Genomic DNA, 17,079 nt, shown 5'->3' with positions numbered 1-17,079 from the left:
TTCAGCGCGGCAAACCGCGCACGATGAGCTCCGTCTGGGTGACAAATCGCCTGAAGCCGTCGAAGATTTCAGCCGTCAAAGGCCGCTGCGTCGTTTGTTGATCGGCATAAAACAGGCCGATGATTTTTTGATCCACGGTCAGCGTGGCCATCAAACAGTCGTGCACAGCCGTGGCCTGGAGCAAAAAATCGGGCGGCGGCTGCTCGGCCGAGAATCTGCGCACGCTTCCCGCCTGAAGCTGGGTTTCCAGCGTGGCCGACCAGGGCAGTTGGAGGCGCGCGCGCAAATCGGCCACACCGGAGCCAGCCCCCAGACGCGCGAGCAAACGATCTCTGGTGGGCGTCATCAGACAAAGCACACAACGGTCGAGGCCGACAGCGCGATGCAGCCCTTCAAGACAGGCCTCGAACAGCATGGGCAATTCTTTGCGGCTGACGGCAACGGCGTTCATCTCGGTCAGCATGCGCAGTTGCAGGGCCATGTCGGCCGTCGGTTCGGCGGGCCGCATCTCGAGCGGCTCCGTCGGTTGGGCTGCGGACTCTTCGTCGGTTGATGCCGGAGTTGCCGGAATCCACCTCGTAGCGGCTCCTGCGCCGAGAACTACCGCCAGCTGACTGGCTTGTTCGGCATTGCTTTGCAGTCGTTTCAGCGTCTGGGCTTCGGATTGCCGGAACAGGGCCGCGACATGCAGGACGGCTTGACGCGCCTCGGGGTTCGCCCAGCCCAGCTGCGCGGCTCGACCCAGTTGCACGGCAAGGGCGACTTCCGCACTGTCTCTGATCACCGCATCGAGATTCCAGGCGCGCAGCAGATCATGGCTGAACTGCAGCAGCGACATGCCCAATATCGATTGCTCAGCCAGCTCCGGACTCACTCCGGATTTAAGCAATTCATCCACGCGTTCCGCGAATTCGCCGCCATAGCACCAAAACGCCAGCTCTCCGATGCGCCCCATCAGCGCCTCAAGAAACAGCCGCTCGGCCTCGTCGCGCCGTAACCCCTTGCGCAAACCGAGGTCTTTGGCCTGCACCGCCGCATGCAAGGCCGTGCCCAAAGCGGCCAGAAGGCGAGCGCGAAAAGGGCCGTTCTCCGGCATGCTCTCGACTGCGAGGGCCGAAATACAGAGCGAGCGAATGGCGTTGTGGCCCATGACGACCACGGCGCGACTGACGGTGAGCACCTTGTTTTGACCGGCATAGCCCATGCCCGCAGAATTTGCGACGCGCAACAGGCTGGAGGTCAAGGCTGGGTCGCGCAGAATGATTTCTGCGATCTGCTGACCCGAAAGGCTGTCGTTCTCAGTGGCGGCGAAAACCTCCTGCATAGTCTGGCCGAAGGCCGGCAGGTTTTGCTGGGCAATGGCCTGGCCAAACCCTCGAAACGTAATGGAAGACGCGGTGAAATCAGATTGAGGCAGGGGCATGAAATCGAGGGGTCAATGCAAATGGAAGGGTGCTGTCGAGCAGGCTCGCCACATACTGGAACTTGTTTGATTGTTTATCGTCTAGATAGAGTCGTCACGAGTTGTGGCATGATGGCGCTGTTCATACCAACCGCGCTATTGAGATGCCCGAGACGCTTCATCGACACGATCTATCAGATCGGCACTGGGAATTGCTCGAACCCCACTTGCCTGGACGAGCGGGAGTTTGGGGCGGGGTTGCGCGGGACAACCGCCAATTCATCAACGCCGTGTTCTGGATTCTTCGCACCGGTGCGCCGTGGCGAGACCTGCCCGCCTCATATGGCGGCTGGAAAAACACCCATCGGCGTTTTTGCCGCTGGCGCGACAAGGGCATTTGGGAGTCGCTCCTGGAGCAGTGCATTGATGAGCCCGATTTCGAGTGGATCATGATCGATGCCAGTCACTGCAAGGTTCATCCGCACGCAGCGGGTGCGCGGGGTGGCAATCAGGCGATGAGCCGCACAAAAGGGGGCTCAACACCAAGATACATCTGGCCGTGGATGCGCATGGTCTGCCGCTCCGAGCGGTTATTACAGAAGGTACCCGAGCGGATTGTGCAGAGGCTGAGCGGTTGATGGACGGGTTCAAGATGGACTACCTGCTTGCCGACAAAGGCTACGACAGTGACGCCATCGTGGCGCATGCCCAAGCGCAAGGCGCGCAAGCCGTGATTCCGCCACGCAAGAACCGCAAGCAACCCCGCACGTATGACAAAGCACTCTACAAACTACGTCACCTGGTCGAGAACGCCTTCCTGCATCTCAAGCGGTGGCGGGGCATCGCCACGCGCTACGCGAAAAACGTCGCCTCATTCGTTGCCGCCGTGCAAATTCGCTGCCTTGCCCTCTGGCTGCAAATCTTGTGACGACACTATCTAGGCTTTTTCGCCTGCCGAATAGTTCACAATTTAACGGCTTTGCTTGGCGAGGGGCCTAAGCCGGTGCCGCAATTCCAGATTTTTTGTGTTTTCAAGGCGGGCGCGCCAGCCGACCTGACCCTCATCAAGCCCAGCCAGGCGGCGCCCAGCTTTCCATCATGCGCAGCCGGGCGGCGCGCAGGCGCTCGGACATGAGTCCGGCGAAAATTTTCATCAGGGCATAACCGAGGGCGGAGTCGCTCTCGCATGCCTGCAGAATAGCCTTGCCATCAAAGCGCAGCAGAGTGACCGGCGTGAGCGCCTTAGCTTCAAACGCCCAGCGATAAGGGGGGATGAGCCAGGACCAGCCGATCACATCCCATTCGCCCAGCGCCTGTACTTCAACGCCCGGGCCGTTGATGGCCGGCACCTGAATCTGCACCTTGCCCTCGCGCACGATGTAGAAGGCGTCGGCCTCTTTGTCTTGCAGAAAGATCACACCCTCTGCCGCGATGTGCTCTTCGGTGGCATGGGAGAGCAGTCGTTCCAGTTGTTCAGGCCGCAGGGCCGACAAAATGGTGCGGGTCTGTAGATCGCGCAGGGTAGAGGCGGATGGCATCGCAGGACTCCTAAGGTTGCGTCAACTTGACCATTGCATGCTTTCCTCAAGAAGGCGTGTTGACTCACCTCAAGGTATCGAAATAAGCGTTATCCCTGATACGTTGGTTGCACCGTCGATCAATAATTGCAACCTCATCACGATGAGGGGACCAAAAATGGGCGCAACCACCACCGGTATCAAAATGGACGAAGCCCTGCGCCAACGGGTGCGGCTCGCCGCAGATCGGCTGGGACGTACACCGCACTGGCTGATCAAGCAGGCCACGCTGAACATGGTGGAGCGCATCGAACGTGGCGAGTTTTCTCTTGGCACCTTGAGCTCGACCGAAAAGCCGTCGCAACCCGGCACACCGCACGACGAGCCGGAAGGTGCAACCTTGCCCACCCCCTTGCCCACCCCCTTTCCCACTCCCTTTCTCGACTGGGCGCAGAACGTGCTGCCGCAGACCGATCTGCGCGCGGCCATCACCGCAGCCTGGCATCGGCCGGAGCCGGAATGTCTACCCATGCTGATCGAACTGGCGCAGATTCCAGACGCCACCCAGCGCGCGGCCGTCCGGCAAATGGCCGAGCGGCTGGTCGAAGGCGTGCGGGCGAGGCGCGAAATGGGCGGCGTGGAGGCCTTGGTGCAGGAGTTTTCGCTCTCCAGCCAGGAAGGCGTGGCGCTGATGTGTCTGGCCGAGGCGCTGCTGCGCATCCCCGACAACGCCACCCGCGATGCCTTGATACGCGACAAGATCAGTCGGGGCGACTGGCAGGCGCATCTCGGTCACTCGCCGTCGGTATTCGTCAACGCGGCCGTTTGGGGGCTGATGTTGACCGGCAGACTGACGGCAACCGCCAGTGAAAAAGGGCTGGCCAGCGCGCTGTCGCGGCTCATCGGCAAGGGGGGCGAACCGCTGATCCGCCAAGGCGTGCAGCGCGCCATGCGGTTGATGGGCGAGCAGTTCGTCACCGGGCAGACCATTGCGGAAGCGCTGGCCAACAGCCGTCCGCAGGAGAAAAAGGGCTTTCGCTACTCCTACGACATGCTGGGCGAGGCGGCGATCACCGAGGCCGACGCGCAGCGTTACTTCACCGCTTATGAACAGGCCCTGCATGCCATCGGCAAGGCCTCGCACGGCCGCGGCATCTTCGAGGGGCCAGGGCTTTCGGTCAAACTCTCCGCGCTGCATCCCCGCTACACCCGGGCTCAGTACGCGCGGGTGATGGATGAACTGCTGCCCCGCCTGACCGCCCTGGTCGAATTGGCGCGGCGCTACGACGTGGGCATCAATATCGACGCTGAAGAAGCCGACCGGCTGGAGCTCTCGCTCGACCTGCTCGAAGCCCTGTGCTTCAACCCGGCTCTCAAGGGCTGGAACGGCATCGGCTTCGTGGTGCAGGCTTACCAGAAGCGCTGTCCGTTCGTCATCGACTATCTCGTCGATCTCGCCCGGCGCAGCGGGCACCGGCTGATGGTGCGGCTGGTGAAGGGCGCGTATTGGGATAGCGAGATCAAGCGTGCGCAGATCGACGGGCTCGACGGCTATCCGGTCTACACCCGCAAGGTACATACCGATGTGTCTTACCTGGCCTGCGCCCGCAAACTGCTGGCCGCGCCAGACGCGGTCTATCCGCAATTCGCCACGCACAACGCGCAGACGCTGGCGTCCATCATGCAGATGGCCGGGGAGAATTACTACGCCGGGCAATACGAGTTTCAGTGTCTGCACGGCATGGGCGAGCCGCTGTACGACCAGGTCGTCGGCCCGGTCAGCGCGGGCAAGCTGGCCCGCCCCTGCCGCATCTACGCCCCGGTAGGAACGCACGACACCCTGCTGGCCTATCTGGTGCGACGCCTGCTTGAAAACGGCGCCAATACCTCGTTCGTCAACCGCATCGGCGACGACGCCGTTCCCGTGTCCGAGCTGGTGACCGACCCCGTGGACGAGGCCCGTGCGATTGCCGTCGAGACCGGCGTGCTCGGCGCGCCGCATCCGCGTATTCCCCTGCCGCGGCAACTGTTTTCCGGGCTGGGCGCGCAAGCGCGTCTGAATTCCGCCGGGCTGAATCTGGCGAACGAGCAACAGCTGGCCTCGCTCAGCGCCGCGCTGCTGCGCAGTGCGCAGCACATGGCCTACGCGTCGCCTACCGTCGCAGATCAACCCCCGCCCGCCGATAACGCGCAGGCCGCAGCCGAAGGTTGGACGCCCGTGCTCAACCCCGCCGATCCGCGCGATCAGGTGGGCTGGGTGCGCCAGACGACCCGAACCGAAGTGGACGAAGCCGTGCGCCGCGCCCAGAGCGCTGCGCCGATCTGGCAAGTCACCCCGCCCGGCGAGCGCGCCGCCTGCCTGCAGCGCGCGGCTGACGCGCTCGAACAGCAGATGCAGAACTTGCTCGGGCTGATCGTGCGCGAAGCCGGAAAAACCCTGCCCAACGCCATCGGCGAGGTGCGCGAAGCGGTGGACTTCCTGCGCTACTACGCCGCGCAGACGGCGGCGCAGTTTGACAACGCAATCCATCGTCCGCTGGGCGTGGTGCTGTGCATCAGTCCCTGGAATTTTCCGCTGTCCATCTTCTGCGGTCAGGTGGCTGCCGCGCTGGCGGCAGGCAATGCGGTGCTGGCCAAGCCCGCCGAACAGACCGCGCTCATCGCCGCCGCTTTGGTGCGCGCGCTGCACGCGGCCGGCGTGCCGACCGATGCGGTGCAGCTCGTTCCCGGAGACGGCGGCACGGTGGGCGCGGCGCTGGTGGCGCATCCGGCGGTGGCCGGGGTGATGTTCACCGGCTCCACCGAAGTGGCGCAACTGATTTCGCGCACCGTGTCGAAGCGGCTCAGCCCGCAGGGCCGCAGCATTGTGCTAATCGCGGAGACCGGCGGGCAGAACGCGCTCATTGCCGACTCGTCCGCACTGGCCGAGCAGTTGGTCGCCGACGTGCTGACCTCGGCCTTCGATTCGGCCGGTCAGCGCTGCTCGGCCCTGCGCCTGCTGTGCATTCAGGAAGATGTGGCCGACCGGGTGATCGGCATGATCCGAGACGCGATGGACGACTGGAGCCTGGGCAACCCCGACCGCATGCACACCGACCTCGGCCCCGTCATCGATGCCGAGGCCCGCGACAACCTCGAAGCCCATATCGCCCGCATGCAGGCCGCGGGCCTTTCCGTCACCCGGCTGGGGCGCGATGAAAGCGGCGGGCTGGGCACCTTTGTTCGCCCCACGCTGATCGAGCTCGACACCATCGACCGCCTGCAACGCGAGGTGTTCGGCCCGGTGCTGCATGTGCTGCGCTACCGGCGCGAGCAACTCGGCGCGGTGCTCGACGCCATCAACGCCACCGGCTACGGCCTGACCTTCGGCGTGCACAGTCGTATCGACGAAACCATTGCCGAGCTGAGCGAGCGCATTCACGCCGGCAATGTGTACGTCAACCGCAACCTCATCGGCGCCGTAGTCGGCGTGCAACCCTTCGGCGGCATGGGCCGCTCGGGCACCGGCCCCAAGGCCGGCGGCCCGCTCTATCTGCACCGGCTGGTGCAGCCTCTGCCGCAGGCCAACAGCGCGCTGCCCGCCAACCTCGCGGCCGCAGCCGCCGAGTGCAGCAAGATCACCCCAGAACCTGCAAGCCTCGCCGCGCTGCGCGATCTGCTGGCCGCCGTGCAGAATCACACCATGAATCTGGATGACGAGGACATGACGCGCGCGCAGGCTGCGTGCGAACACTATCTCGCCCACAGCCCGATCAGCTCGGTTTACACCCTGCCTGGGCCGACGGGAGAATCCAACCGCTACCGGCTTCTGCCCCGCAGTGGCGGCGTGTGGTGCATACCGCAAACGGTGCTGGGCCTGGTGCATCACATCGCCGCCACGCTCGCCACGGGCAACCTCGCCCTCATCGAAGCGCCTAGCCCCGACAGCCCGCTCGCCACCTTTTTGGACGCGCTGCCACCCGCGGTGAAGGCATATGTGCGCTCCTGCCCTCCAACTCAGCGCGACACCCTGCCCGAACTGAGCGTGGTCTTGTTTGAGGGCGACGCCGACGCCCTGGCCCGCTTGCAAGACCAGCTGGCGCAGCGCGACGGCCTGATTCTGCGCATCGAAAGCCTGCGCCCAGCCCAGCTTGCAGACGGTGCGATGATGGATCTCACCGCCCTGGTGCATGAACAAAGCCTGAGCGTCAACACCGCTGCAGCGGGCGGCAACGCGCAACTCATGACCCTGGGCTGACTCGTCTCACATGCCGCCAAAAGCCACCATGCCAACCGACCCGCAATCCACCGCCGCGCTCGGCCAGCCCGTCCCCGGATTTATCGCCCCTCCTCCACCCGCGAGAACCGCGTTGATCGGCGCGACCTGCACGTTGGAACCCGCCGACCCGCAGCGCCACGCCGCCGAACTCTACGCCGCGCAGGTCCTGGACGCCCGCGGCGACGGCTGGAACTATCTGCCCTACGGTCCGTTCGCCTCGGCACTCGACTACCAGGCCTGGATGCAGGCCACTTGCCTGGGCCAGGATCCGCTGTTCTTTGCCATCGTCGATTCAGGCACTGGCGGCGCCACCGGGCTAGCCAGCTATTTGCGCATCACCCCGGCGGCTGGCAGCATCGAGATCGGCCACCTCTACTTCTCGCCCTTGCTGCAACGTCGGCGCGCGGCGACCGAAGCCCTGTACCTGCTGATGGACCAGGCTTTTGCACTGGGCTACCGCCGACTGGAATGGAAATGCGATGCGCTCAACGCCGCCTCGCGTGAGGCGGCACGGCGGCTCGGATTCAGCTTCGAGGGGGTATTCCGCCAGGCCGCCGTGGTCAAAGGCCGCAACCGCGACACCGCCTGGTTCAGCATCATCGACGGGGAATGGCCCGCACTGCGCGCCGCTTTCACGCGCTGGCTGGCCGCAGAAAACTTCGATGAAAAAGGGCGACAGCGCGAGCGCCTCTCGGCACTCACCGCCGCCGCCCTGAGGGGCACAGCCGACGATCAGGCGGAATAAACCGGGAATGCGTCGGTCAGCTTCTTCACCTCGGCGCGCACCCGCTCCAGCGTGGCCGCGTCGTGCGGGTTGTCGAGCACGTCGGCAATGAGGTTGCCGGTCTTCTCGGCCTCGGCCTCCTTGAAGCCGCGCGTGGTCATGGCTGGCGAGCCCACGCGGATGCCCGAGGTGACAAAGGGCTTTTCGGGATCGTTGGGGATGGCGTTTTTGTTGACCGTGAGATGCGCCTCGCCCAGCACCTTCTCGGCTTCTTTGCCGGTAATGCTCTTGGAACGCAGATCCACCAGCATGACGTGCGATTCGGTGCGCCCGCTGACGATGCGCAGGCCGCGCCGCGTCAGCGTTTCGGCCAGTACGCGGGCATTGGTCAACACCTGCAGCTGATAGACCTTGAAGTCAGGTGCGAGCGCCTCCTTGAATGCCACCGCCTTGCCCGCGATCACATGCATCAGCGGGCCGCCCTGAATGCCGGGGAAGATCGCGCTGTTGATGGCCTTGGCGTGCTGCTCTTTCATCAGAATCACGCCGCCGCGCGGTCCGCGCAGGCTCTTGTGCGTGGTGGTGGTCACCACGTCGGCGTGGGGCACGGGGTTGGGATAGACGCCAGCGGCAATCAGCCCGGCGTAATGCGCCATGTCCACCATGAAGTAGGCGCCCACGGCCTTGGCCACCTTGGCGAAACGCTCGAAATCGATGCGCAGGCTGTAGGCGCTGGCCCCGGCGATGATCAGCTTGGGTTTGTGCTCGTGCGCCAGACGCTCCATGGCGTCGTAATCGATCTCTTCCTGCGCGTTCAGGCCGTAGCTCACGACCTTGAACCACTTGCCGCTCATGTTCAGCGGCATGCCGTGGGTCAGGTGGCCGCCTTCGGCCAGGCTCATGCCCATGATGGTGTCGCCAGGTTGCAGCAAGGCGAAGAACACGCCCTGATTAGCCTGCGAGCCCGAGTTGGGCTGCACATTGGCCGCCTCGGCCCCGAAGAGCTGCTTGACGCGGTCGATCGCCAGTTGCTCGGCGATGTCGACGAACTCGCAACCGCCGTAATAACGCTTGCCGGGATAGCCCTCGGCGTACTTGTTGGTGAGTTGCGAGCCCTGCGCCTGCATGACGGCGGGCGAGGTGTAGTTTTCCGAGGCGATCAGCTCGATGTGGTCTTGCTGGCGCTGGTTCTCGGACTGGATGGCGGCCCAGAGCTCGGGGTCGGTCTGGGCGATGGTGATGCGGCGGTCGAACATGGCGAATTTCCGTCTGAACGGCCCGCGCCAGCTTCCTTCAAGGTGTGGAAGTGCGCAAGCCTGGGCTGATGAAGATCATTGACAGCGATGGCGCTGGCCCAGGCGAACGGCTTAAAGTCCAGCACTCCCCGGTGGTTCGTCCCACCTCGAAACCGCGGATGTTGCCGGTTTCTATCGCCAGTCGTGCAGATGAAGATGTTAACGCGTCGCGTGGCGTCAGGTGAGTGAGGCGTGTTTTTGTTCAGGCTCTGCGGCCACCGTCGATTTGGCCGTGGCAGGCGCCGCATGCGGCGCGACGATGTGGCCCGCCGTGCTGGCCGTCATCGGCGTTGCGACCGGCTTGGGCGCTACGCCAGCCACACGTTCGAGCTGCGCCTGTTCGGCCAGCACTTTGTCGGCATAACCGCCCTCGCTCGCGTCATTCGTGGCGCCGACGTAGTAGCGCAAGCCCGCGCGCACCGAACCGCCGCGCTGGATGGCATCCTTGAGCACCAGCGCGCCCACGCGCATATTGGCCAGCGGATCGATACTGGCTTGCGGCCCGCCAAAGGGAGCGAACTTGTCGCGGTGCACATTGGCCATCACTTGCATGAGGCCGGTGGCGCCCACACCGCTGGCTGCATAAGGATTGAACGAAGACTCGACCGCCATCACCGCCAGAATGAGCAGAGGATCGAGTTTTTGCTGGCGACCGACCGTCCAGGCGGCGCTGACGAGCTGCGCCATGGCATTGGGCGCAATGCTGTAGCGCCGCGCCAGCCAGTTGGAGACCGTGCGCTGTTGCGGCGTGAGCACCGGCATGCCATTGCCCGGCGCGGGCTCCGCCTGCACCATGGGCAGCAGGGCATCGGCCGGCTTTTGCGCCAACGCCTGAAGTTCGTCAGCCGCTGTCTTGCGCGCCATGACCCACTGCGTGAGGCCGCGGTCCAGGGTCGTCATCGCTTGAGGCTGGAAGTACAGATACGCACCTCCGGCCACCACAAACAAGCCCACCATCATCAAAGTTTGGTGGGTCAATTCCCAAAATCCACCTGCCAGCCGACGTGCGCGCGGCAGGGAAGATTGCATGGCGTTCAACATGGAACACTCCTGTGTCTGAATGGAATTGCCGCGGTGTCGCAAGACAGCCAGCGCCAGTTCCCAAGGGCACAGATCCGACAGCACAGGCTCACCAAGGGAGCCCGGCAGCCTAAGATGCGGCCTTCGAGAAAGGCCTGCATCGATTGCAGCGTTCGATCTTTGTGTCGTTCGCGGCAAGGCGTGCTTCGGGGCGAGTGTGTTGCCCGCCTGAGTTCAGGCACCTAGGGCAAACACGGATCGAATTTTAGGAACCTCGTTATTCCCAGTCAACGCACAAGGTCTTATCTTTCACTTCTATTGGTTATATGAAATATCGGGATCTGCGCGACTTTCTCTCCCAACTGGAGACTCTTTCCCTGCTGCGGCGCACGGCCGAGCCCGTATCGCCGCATCTCGACATGACGGTGGTCTGCGATGCCCTGCTTCGCGGGGGTGGGCCAGCGGTGTTGTTTGAAAAGCCGGCGGGCTACACCATGCCGGTTCTGGGTAATCTGTTCGGCACGCCGCAGCGCGTGGCGCTGGGGATGGGGGCGCAAGACGTGAGCGAGCTGCGCCGCATCGGCGAAGTGCTCGCCCGCCTGAAGGAGCCTGAACCGCCGAAAGGCTTGAAAGATGCGGGCGAGTTGATGCATCTGGTCAAAGCGGTGTGGGACATGCGCCCGAGTACCGTTTCGCGCCCCGCCTGCCAGCAGGTCGTGCTGGAGGGCGGCGACGTCGACCTGAACCGCCTGCCGATGCAGACCTGCTGGCCGGGCGACGTGGCGCCGCTGCTCACTTGGGGACTGGTCATCACGCGAGGCCCGCAAAACGTGCCGCAACCCCGCAAGCGGCAAAATCTGGGCATCTACCGCCAGCAGCGCATCGGCCGCCGCCAGCTCATCATGCGCTGGCTCGCCCACCGGGGCGGCGCCCTCGATTTCAGGGAATTCGCCCTGGCCAATCCTGGGCGACCCTTCCCTGTGGCCGTTGCGCTGGGCGCCGATCCGGCCACCACGCTGGGCGCGGTCACGCCCGTACCCGACACCTTGAGCGAATACCAGTTCGCAGGCCTGCTGCGCGGGGCGCGCACCGAAGTGGCTCGCTGCGTGGGGCTCGATCTACAGGTTCCCGCCTCGGCGGAAATCGTGCTCGAAGGCCATCTGCCACCCGCACCAGCCGGGTGGAAGGGCGAGAGCGAAACCGGCGTGCCGCTGATGGAAAAAAACGGCTATCTCCACGCGCTCGAAGGCCCGTTCGGCGATCACACCGGCTATTACAACGAACAAGACTGGTTTCCGGTATTCGAGGTCGAGCGCATCACCCATCGCGAGCAGCCGATCTACCACTCCACCTACACCGGCAAGCCGCCGGACGAGCCCGCCGTGCTGGGCGTGGCGCTCAACGAGGTGTTCGTGCCCATCCTGCAGAAGCAATACCCCGAGATCGTGGACTTCTATCTGCCGCCCGAGGGCTGCAGCTACCGGCTCGCCGTGGTGTCCATCCGCAAGGCCTACGCCGGTCACGCCAAACGGGTGATGTTCGGCATCTGGGGTTTTCTGCGGCAGTTTCTGTACACCAAATTCATCATCGTCACTGACGACGATGTGAACATCCGCGACTGGAACGACGTGATCTGGGCCATCACCACCCGCATGGACCCGGTGCGCGACACGCTGCTGGTGGACAACACGCCGATCGACTATCTGGACTTCGCCTCGCCGCAGTCGGGCCTGGGCGGAAAAATGGGGCTGGACGCCACCCACAAGTGGCCGGGCGAGACTCAGCGCGAATGGGGCCGCGCCATCGTGCCGGATGCCCAGGCGCAGACGCGCATGCAAGGCTTGATCGACGCCCTGCTGGCGCGCCCGACTACGACATAAAACGAAATGAATTCAAGGCATTGCGCAGAGGCTGTTCGGGCGATTCAGCCATACCCCTTGCCCGCAGTCATGTTTCATCTTGACGCAGACAACGCAGGAGGCGTACCTTTGCTTCGTCGTTGCAGTGCAGCTGCTACGGCGAACAGATCGGGTGGAACCCGGACTGTTGTTAGACCCCCATCATGCATCCCTGCATGAGCTTGACAGGCGGCAGCAAACCCGACTGTCGGACCCCCCGGGCCGCATACCTCTAGGTTTGCGGCCCGTCTCAATTTCAGGGGTCTGCGGGCTTCTCAGTGCATGCCGCCGTGCATTGCCTTGCCCGGCATGGGCGCATCGCCCGCAATCTTGTCGCGCGGCTCGACCTTGAGTTGCAGCTCCATCTGCCCGCCGTGGGCGAATTTCACCGTCACCGGCACCCTCTCGCCCTCTTTCAGAGGGGCTTTCAAGTCCATGAACATCAGGTGATAGCCACTACCCGGCTGCATGCGCAGGGTCTTGCCTGCGGGCACCGGAATGTCGCCGACCTCGCGCATACGCATGATGTTGTCTTCCATGCTCATGGTGTGCAGCTCGACATGGCCGCAGACGGGTGAGGCGGCGGCCACGATCTTGTCGTCTTGCTGACCGTGGTTGACGAGAGTCAGAAATCCGCCGCCATTGCGCGCACCGGGAATCGACGGCAGCGCCTGCGCCCGTGTCACTTCGATATCCCCTGTGCGTTGCGCCAGTGCGGCCGGGGCGGCGGCCCACATCAGCAGGGCAGAAGTCATCACCAGTGCCTGGCGACGGCTCAAATTGAGACGCTTCATCAATTAACTCCTCATATTTACAACCGCACAACGTCTCCGCGGATAGTCAGCGAAAATTGCCATAGAAAAGGCGTGCATTTTGTCAGCCTTCGACAATCCCCAGACCGCGGCAAATTGCCGCACTCACGACTCTCGCCCCATGTCCGACTTCAATTTGCCCGCATTGCCCCAGCGCATCACCCTCGCTGGCGGTTGTTTTTGGTGCCTCGACGCCGCCTACCGCCCGCTGCGCGGTGTGCTGCGCGTGGAGTGCGGCTACAGCAATGGCACGGCGCTGCGCCCCAGTTACCGTGAGGTCTGCACGGGGCAGACCGGCCATGCCGAAGTGATCCGGCTGGATTTCGACCCCGATGTGCTGAGTCTGGACACGGTGCTCGAGGTATTTTTCGCCATGCACGACCCCACCATTTTGAACCGGCAGGGCAACGATGTCGGCACGCAATACCGCTCGGGCATCTACACCCATGACGCAGCCCAGTTCGCCGCCGTGCGCGCCTATGTGCAAGGCCTGCGCGATCAAGCGCTTTTCACCGATCCCATCGTGACCGAGATCGCGCCGGAAGCGAACTACAGCCCCGCCGAGTCCGAACATCAAGACTATTTCACGCACCATCCCTATCAGGGCTACTGCGCCGCGGTGATTGCGCCGAAGGTCGATAAGCTGCGCCGCCAATACGCCGCCTTGCTGCGTAAGGATGCATGAGCGCGGTACAGGTCGCGGGCAGCCCGCGCGTAGGCATCGCCGAATGGTTTCGTGTTTCGCTGGGCGCAGTGCTGGGCGTGGCCGCCGTGGGCGCGATCAGCCAGTGGGTCGAAGGCGCAAGCGGCTGGACGCAGCTGGTGTGGTTGGTCGCCCCCATCGGCGCCAGCGCCGTCATAGTGTTTGCGCTGCCCAGCAGCCCGCTGGGACGGCCCTGGTCGGTGATTGGCGGCAACACCCTCGGCACGCTAGCGGGGATTACCTGCGCCCTCTGGATCGGCCCGCCTTGGCTGGCAGCCGGCATGGCCGTCGGCGGTGCGATTGCGCTGATGCTTCAGGCTCGATGCCTGCACCCGCCAGGCGGCGCGGCGGCCTTGCTGGCGGTGTTGACCCACACCACGGACTGGCGTTTTGCCTTCATGCCAGTTGCCTTGAACTCCGCGCTGCTCGTGCTCTGTGCCCTGTTGTGGCATGCGGCCACGCGCAGACCGCACCCCGCCCCGCAGCCCGCGGCTGATGCCGTGTTGCCCAATGCGGACGAACTCTCCAGCGCCATCGACGCCGCGGTGGCCCGCTACGGCGAAGTGCTCGACATCGACCGCGCCACCCTGCGTGGCCTGCTCGAAGACGCCCAGACGCAGGCCTACCAACAGCGGCTGGACAGCGTGCGCTGCAGCGACATCATGCAGCGTGACGTACAGACCGCCCGCCCCGATGACAGCGTGGCCGACGCCCTGCATCGCCTGGAAGAGCATGGCATCAAGGCGCTTCCCGTGATCGACGCACAGCGGCAGGTCATCGGCATCGTCACCGCGGCCGATCTGCGCACCGACCCGGATGCAGCGCCCAGCGCCATGCGTGAGTCGGCCACACCCGTTGCCGCGCGCATGACGCGGCGGGTGCAGGTGGTGTCTGCAGCACGGCATCTGTCGGAGCTGATTCCGCTCTTCGCGGGCAGCGGCCACCATCACATTCCGGTGGTCGATGACGCCGCACGCTTGGTTGGCATGATCACGCAAAGCGACGTCATGCGCGCCCTGCACCGGCCCGCGCAGCAAGCACACCCGGACACCACAGGGTAAAACCGCCCCAGTCCGCCCCCGTTGACGTCAGACCGCAAGGGGATGAGGCCCGCGGCTCCAAGCTGCCCTGCGGCAGCTTGGACGGAGCCGAATCCGAGCGGCTTGCAAGCCGCGAGGTGGATGAGGCCCACGCCCCAATCCACTCTGCGGCAGCCTGGGCGGAGCCGAATCCGAGCAGCTTGCAAGCCGCGAGGTGGACAAGAAAACTTGAGGCAGACCTGGGGTTTCTCATAAGGCATGGACGCGACACAGCCCCTTCACATCGCAGTGTTACGTTATAAGATAACGTAACACTCGAACCATTCACAGACGTTTCTTCTGCCCTGTCCTCCATGCCGAAAACCCTCAACCCCTTGCCGCAATTGCGGCCTCTGGCGCTGGCGTTATTGCTCGCGCAGACCATGCCCGCGCAGGCGCAGGCCGCTGGCGAGACCCCCTCCTTGCCTGCGATTGATGTCGTCGCTGCCCCTGTCATCGGCGCACCAGGCGCGCCGACGGTCGATCTGACCGGGCCGCAGCTCCTGCTGCGCCAGGGCGAGTCGAGCACCCTCGGCGCCGCGCTTTCCGGTCTGCCGGGACTGACCTCGACCTGGTACGGGCCGAACGCCGACCGACCCGTCGTGCGCGGGCTCGATGGCAACCGGGTGGACATCCTGTCCAACGGTTCGCCGCTGCTCGACGCCTCCGCCGCGAGCTATGACCACAACGCCCCGCTCAGCCCGCTGGCGGCACGCGCCATCGAGCTGTTGCGCGGTCCGCAAGCCCTGCCCTACAGCGGCGGCGCGGTCGGCGGAGTGGTGGACGTGATCGACGACGCCATTCCCACCGCGCCGCTGCGCGGCGTCGAAGGCATCGCCCAGCTTCGCGGCGACAGCGCGTTTCCTGGCGGATCGGCGGCGTTTTCGCTCGACGGCGGCAACGGCGCGCTCGGCCTGCACGCCGACGGCTACAAGCGTCGAGCCAGCGACTATGTCGCCCCAAACGGTGCGCAGGCAGAGTCGATCGTCGATGGCCGGGTGCGCAACTCCGCAGCCGACGGCTACGGCGGCGGTCTGGGCGGCGGGGTGACCGGCCGCTGGGGATTCGTCGGCCTTTCGGTGCGCAGCGATACCAACCGCTATGGCACCATCGTCGATCCCAACGTGGAAATCGACATGCGCTCCGAACGCACCAGCTTGCGCGGGGAACTGCGGCATGTGCTCGGCGCCGATGCGCTCGCCCTGGCTTACACCCATACCCATTACCGCCATACCGAACTCGACTCCGGCCAGCCCGCGACCCGGTTCGTCAACCAGGGCGACACGCTGCGGCTGTCCCTGCGCCGCCGCTTGGCCGGCATCGACTTGCAACTGGGTTTGCAGGCGCTGCGTTTGGCCTTTTCCGCGCTGGGGGACGAGGCCTTCCTGCCGCAGACCCACACCCGCAATACCGCGGTTTTCGGCCTGGCCAGCGGCGCCAGCGGGCGCTGGGCCTGGTCGGCCGGGACGCGGCTGGAAAGCGCGCGGGTGAGTTCAGACGGTGAAGGCGCCACGGGAATCGCCCGCTTTGGCGCCGCCAGCGCGCAGCGCTTCACGCCGATGAGCGTGGCGGTGCAGGCGCAATACGCGCTCACGCCGCAGGTGGCGCTCACCAGCACGCTTGCGCACAACGAGCGCGCGCCCAGCTACGACGAGCTCTACGCCAACGGCCCGCACGACGCCACCGGCGCCTACGAGCGGGGCAACCCCGCGCTGCGCAAGGAGCGCAGCCACAGCGTGGAGCTGGGCGTGAAGGTGGAAAACGCCAGAGCGCGCTATTCAGCCACCGCCTTTCTCACCCGCTACAGCAATTACATCGGGCTGGTTCGCGGGGGCCAAACCGTTGATGGCGATGGAAATCCGGTGCCGCCGGACACGCCAGATTCGCTGCCGGAATTTCTTTACGTCGGCGTGCAGGCGCGCTTTTCCGGCATCGAAGCCAGCCTGTTGCAACCCCTGCTCGACCAGGGCGGGCAGCGCCTGGATCTCGCCGCGCGGCTCGACTGGGTGCGCGCCGACGACCTGACCAACGGCCAGCCGCTGCCGCGCATCGCCCCGCTGCACTTCACTCCGGCGCTGAACTACACCCGCGGCAACTGGAGCGCGCGCGTCGAAGCGCTAATGGCCGCACGGCAAAACCGCGTACCCAGCAGCGATCTGCTCGGCCCGACTCCTGGGTCTGTGCGCGTCAACGCCAGCCTGACGCAGCGCTTCACGGCAAGTGGCCGCACCGGGCTGTGGTTCGTCAAACTGAGCAACCTCCTCGATCAGACGGCTTACAGCGCCAGCGCGATCGACACCCTGCGCCAACTCGCGCCGCTGCCCGGACGTGGCATCGCCGCCGGGGTGCAGATCAGTCTGTGAGCGCTGCT

Annotated in this window: 12 protein-coding genes and 1 riboswitch; of the genes, 7 read left to right on the top strand and 5 right to left on the bottom strand. The window is 64.9% G+C overall.

The genetic code is table 11. The features are described from left to right. Position 1 precedes the first annotated feature (1 nt). Positions 2-1,423, bottom strand: coding sequence for an HDOD domain-containing protein (locus BIO17B3_RS14195; RefSeq protein WP_156054537.1), 1,422 nt, complete (start codon positions 1,421-1,423; stop codon positions 2-4). Positions 1,424-1,566: 143 nt separating this feature from the next. Between BIO17B3_RS14195 and BIO17B3_RS14190 the strand changes: the two genes are divergently transcribed. Next, positions 1,567-2,330, top strand: a protein-coding gene (locus tag BIO17B3_RS14190) for an IS5 family transposase (RefSeq protein WP_156052812.1) whose coding sequence is annotated in 2 segments (ribosomal slippage) — positions 1,567-1,939 and positions 1,939-2,330 — 765 coding nt in all. Because the reading frame shifts where the segments join, the coding sequence is not laid out codon by codon here. Positions 2,331-2,466: 136 nt separating this feature from the next. Here BIO17B3_RS14190 and BIO17B3_RS14185 read toward each other — a convergent pair. Continuing rightward, the gene (locus tag BIO17B3_RS14185; RefSeq protein WP_156054536.1) at positions 2,467-2,940 is read right to left on the bottom strand and encodes a cyclic nucleotide-binding domain-containing protein; all 474 of its coding nucleotides are present in this window, start codon (positions 2,938-2,940) and stop codon (positions 2,467-2,469) included. Between the two features lie 157 nt (positions 2,941-3,097). Here BIO17B3_RS14185 and putA point away from each other — a divergent pair, with 157 nt between their 5' ends. Together putA and BIO17B3_RS14175 are read left to right on the top strand one after the other, a co-directional pair. After that, positions 3,098-7,156 (top strand): trifunctional transcriptional regulator/proline dehydrogenase/L-glutamate gamma-semialdehyde dehydrogenase, encoded by a 4,059-nt coding sequence (gene putA / locus BIO17B3_RS14180; RefSeq protein WP_156054535.1) that lies wholly within the window; start codon positions 3,098-3,100, stop codon positions 7,154-7,156. Between the two features lie 28 nt (positions 7,157-7,184). After that, positions 7,185-7,922, top strand: coding sequence for a GNAT family N-acetyltransferase (locus tag BIO17B3_RS14175; protein WP_197737907.1), 738 nt, complete (start codon positions 7,185-7,187; stop codon positions 7,920-7,922). Here BIO17B3_RS14175 and glyA read toward each other — a convergent pair. Further along, on the bottom strand, positions 7,910-9,157 hold the full coding sequence (gene glyA / locus BIO17B3_RS14170) for a serine hydroxymethyltransferase (RefSeq protein WP_156054533.1): 1,248 nt from the start codon (positions 9,155-9,157) through the stop codon (positions 7,910-7,912). The two genes, BIO17B3_RS14175 and glyA, sit on opposite strands and share 13 nt — an antisense overlap. Positions 9,158-9,246: 89 nt before the next feature. Continuing rightward, positions 9,247-9,352: riboswitch (ZMP/ZTP riboswitch) on the bottom strand. Positions 9,353-9,373: 21 nt separating this feature from the next. After that, positions 9,374-10,225 (bottom strand): lytic transglycosylase domain-containing protein, encoded by an 852-nt coding sequence (locus tag BIO17B3_RS14165; protein WP_232054302.1) that lies wholly within the window; start codon positions 10,223-10,225, stop codon positions 9,374-9,376. A 317-nt stretch (positions 10,226-10,542) separates the two neighbouring features. On the opposite strand from BIO17B3_RS14165, the gene ubiD reads away from it, so the two are divergent. Next, positions 10,543-12,096 carry a 4-hydroxy-3-polyprenylbenzoate decarboxylase gene (gene ubiD / locus BIO17B3_RS14160; protein ID WP_156054531.1) on the top strand — a complete coding sequence of 518 codons (1,554 nt, stop codon included), beginning with the start codon at positions 10,543-10,545 and terminating at the stop codon, positions 12,094-12,096. 293 nt (positions 12,097-12,389) lie between these two features. Here the strand turns inward: ubiD and BIO17B3_RS14155 are convergent, their stop codons facing one another. Continuing rightward, complete coding sequence (locus BIO17B3_RS14155) at positions 12,390-12,908, bottom strand: copper chaperone PCu(A)C (protein ID WP_156054530.1); 519 nt, start codon at positions 12,906-12,908, stop codon at positions 12,390-12,392. 139 nt (positions 12,909-13,047) lie between these two features. Between BIO17B3_RS14155 and msrA the strand changes: the two genes are divergently transcribed. From msrA to BIO17B3_RS14140, 3 genes are all read left to right on the top strand, one after another. After that, entirely contained in the window at positions 13,048-13,611 is a 564-nt protein-coding gene (gene msrA, locus BIO17B3_RS14150) for a peptide-methionine (S)-S-oxide reductase MsrA (protein ID WP_156054529.1), read from the top strand. Continuing rightward, entirely contained in the window at positions 13,608-14,690 is a 1,083-nt protein-coding gene (locus tag BIO17B3_RS14145; RefSeq protein WP_156054528.1) for an HPP family protein, read from the top strand. The genes msrA and BIO17B3_RS14145 overlap by 4 nt, the downstream gene beginning before the upstream one ends. A gap of 332 nt (positions 14,691-15,022) precedes the next feature. Then, positions 15,023-17,071 carry a TonB-dependent receptor gene (locus BIO17B3_RS14140; protein ID WP_156054527.1) on the top strand — a complete coding sequence of 683 codons (2,049 nt, stop codon included), beginning with the start codon at positions 15,023-15,025 and terminating at the stop codon, positions 17,069-17,071. Positions 17,072-17,079: the final 8 nt, after the last annotated feature.

The sequence above is a fragment of the Thiomonas sp. OC7 genome (genome assembly GCF_900634595.1).
GTDB classification, from domain to species: Bacteria; Pseudomonadota; Gammaproteobacteria; order Burkholderiales; family Burkholderiaceae_C; genus Thiomonas; species Thiomonas arsenitoxydans.
Note: the sequence above shows the minus strand (reverse complement) of the source record. Positions and strands in the feature narration are given on the sequence as shown.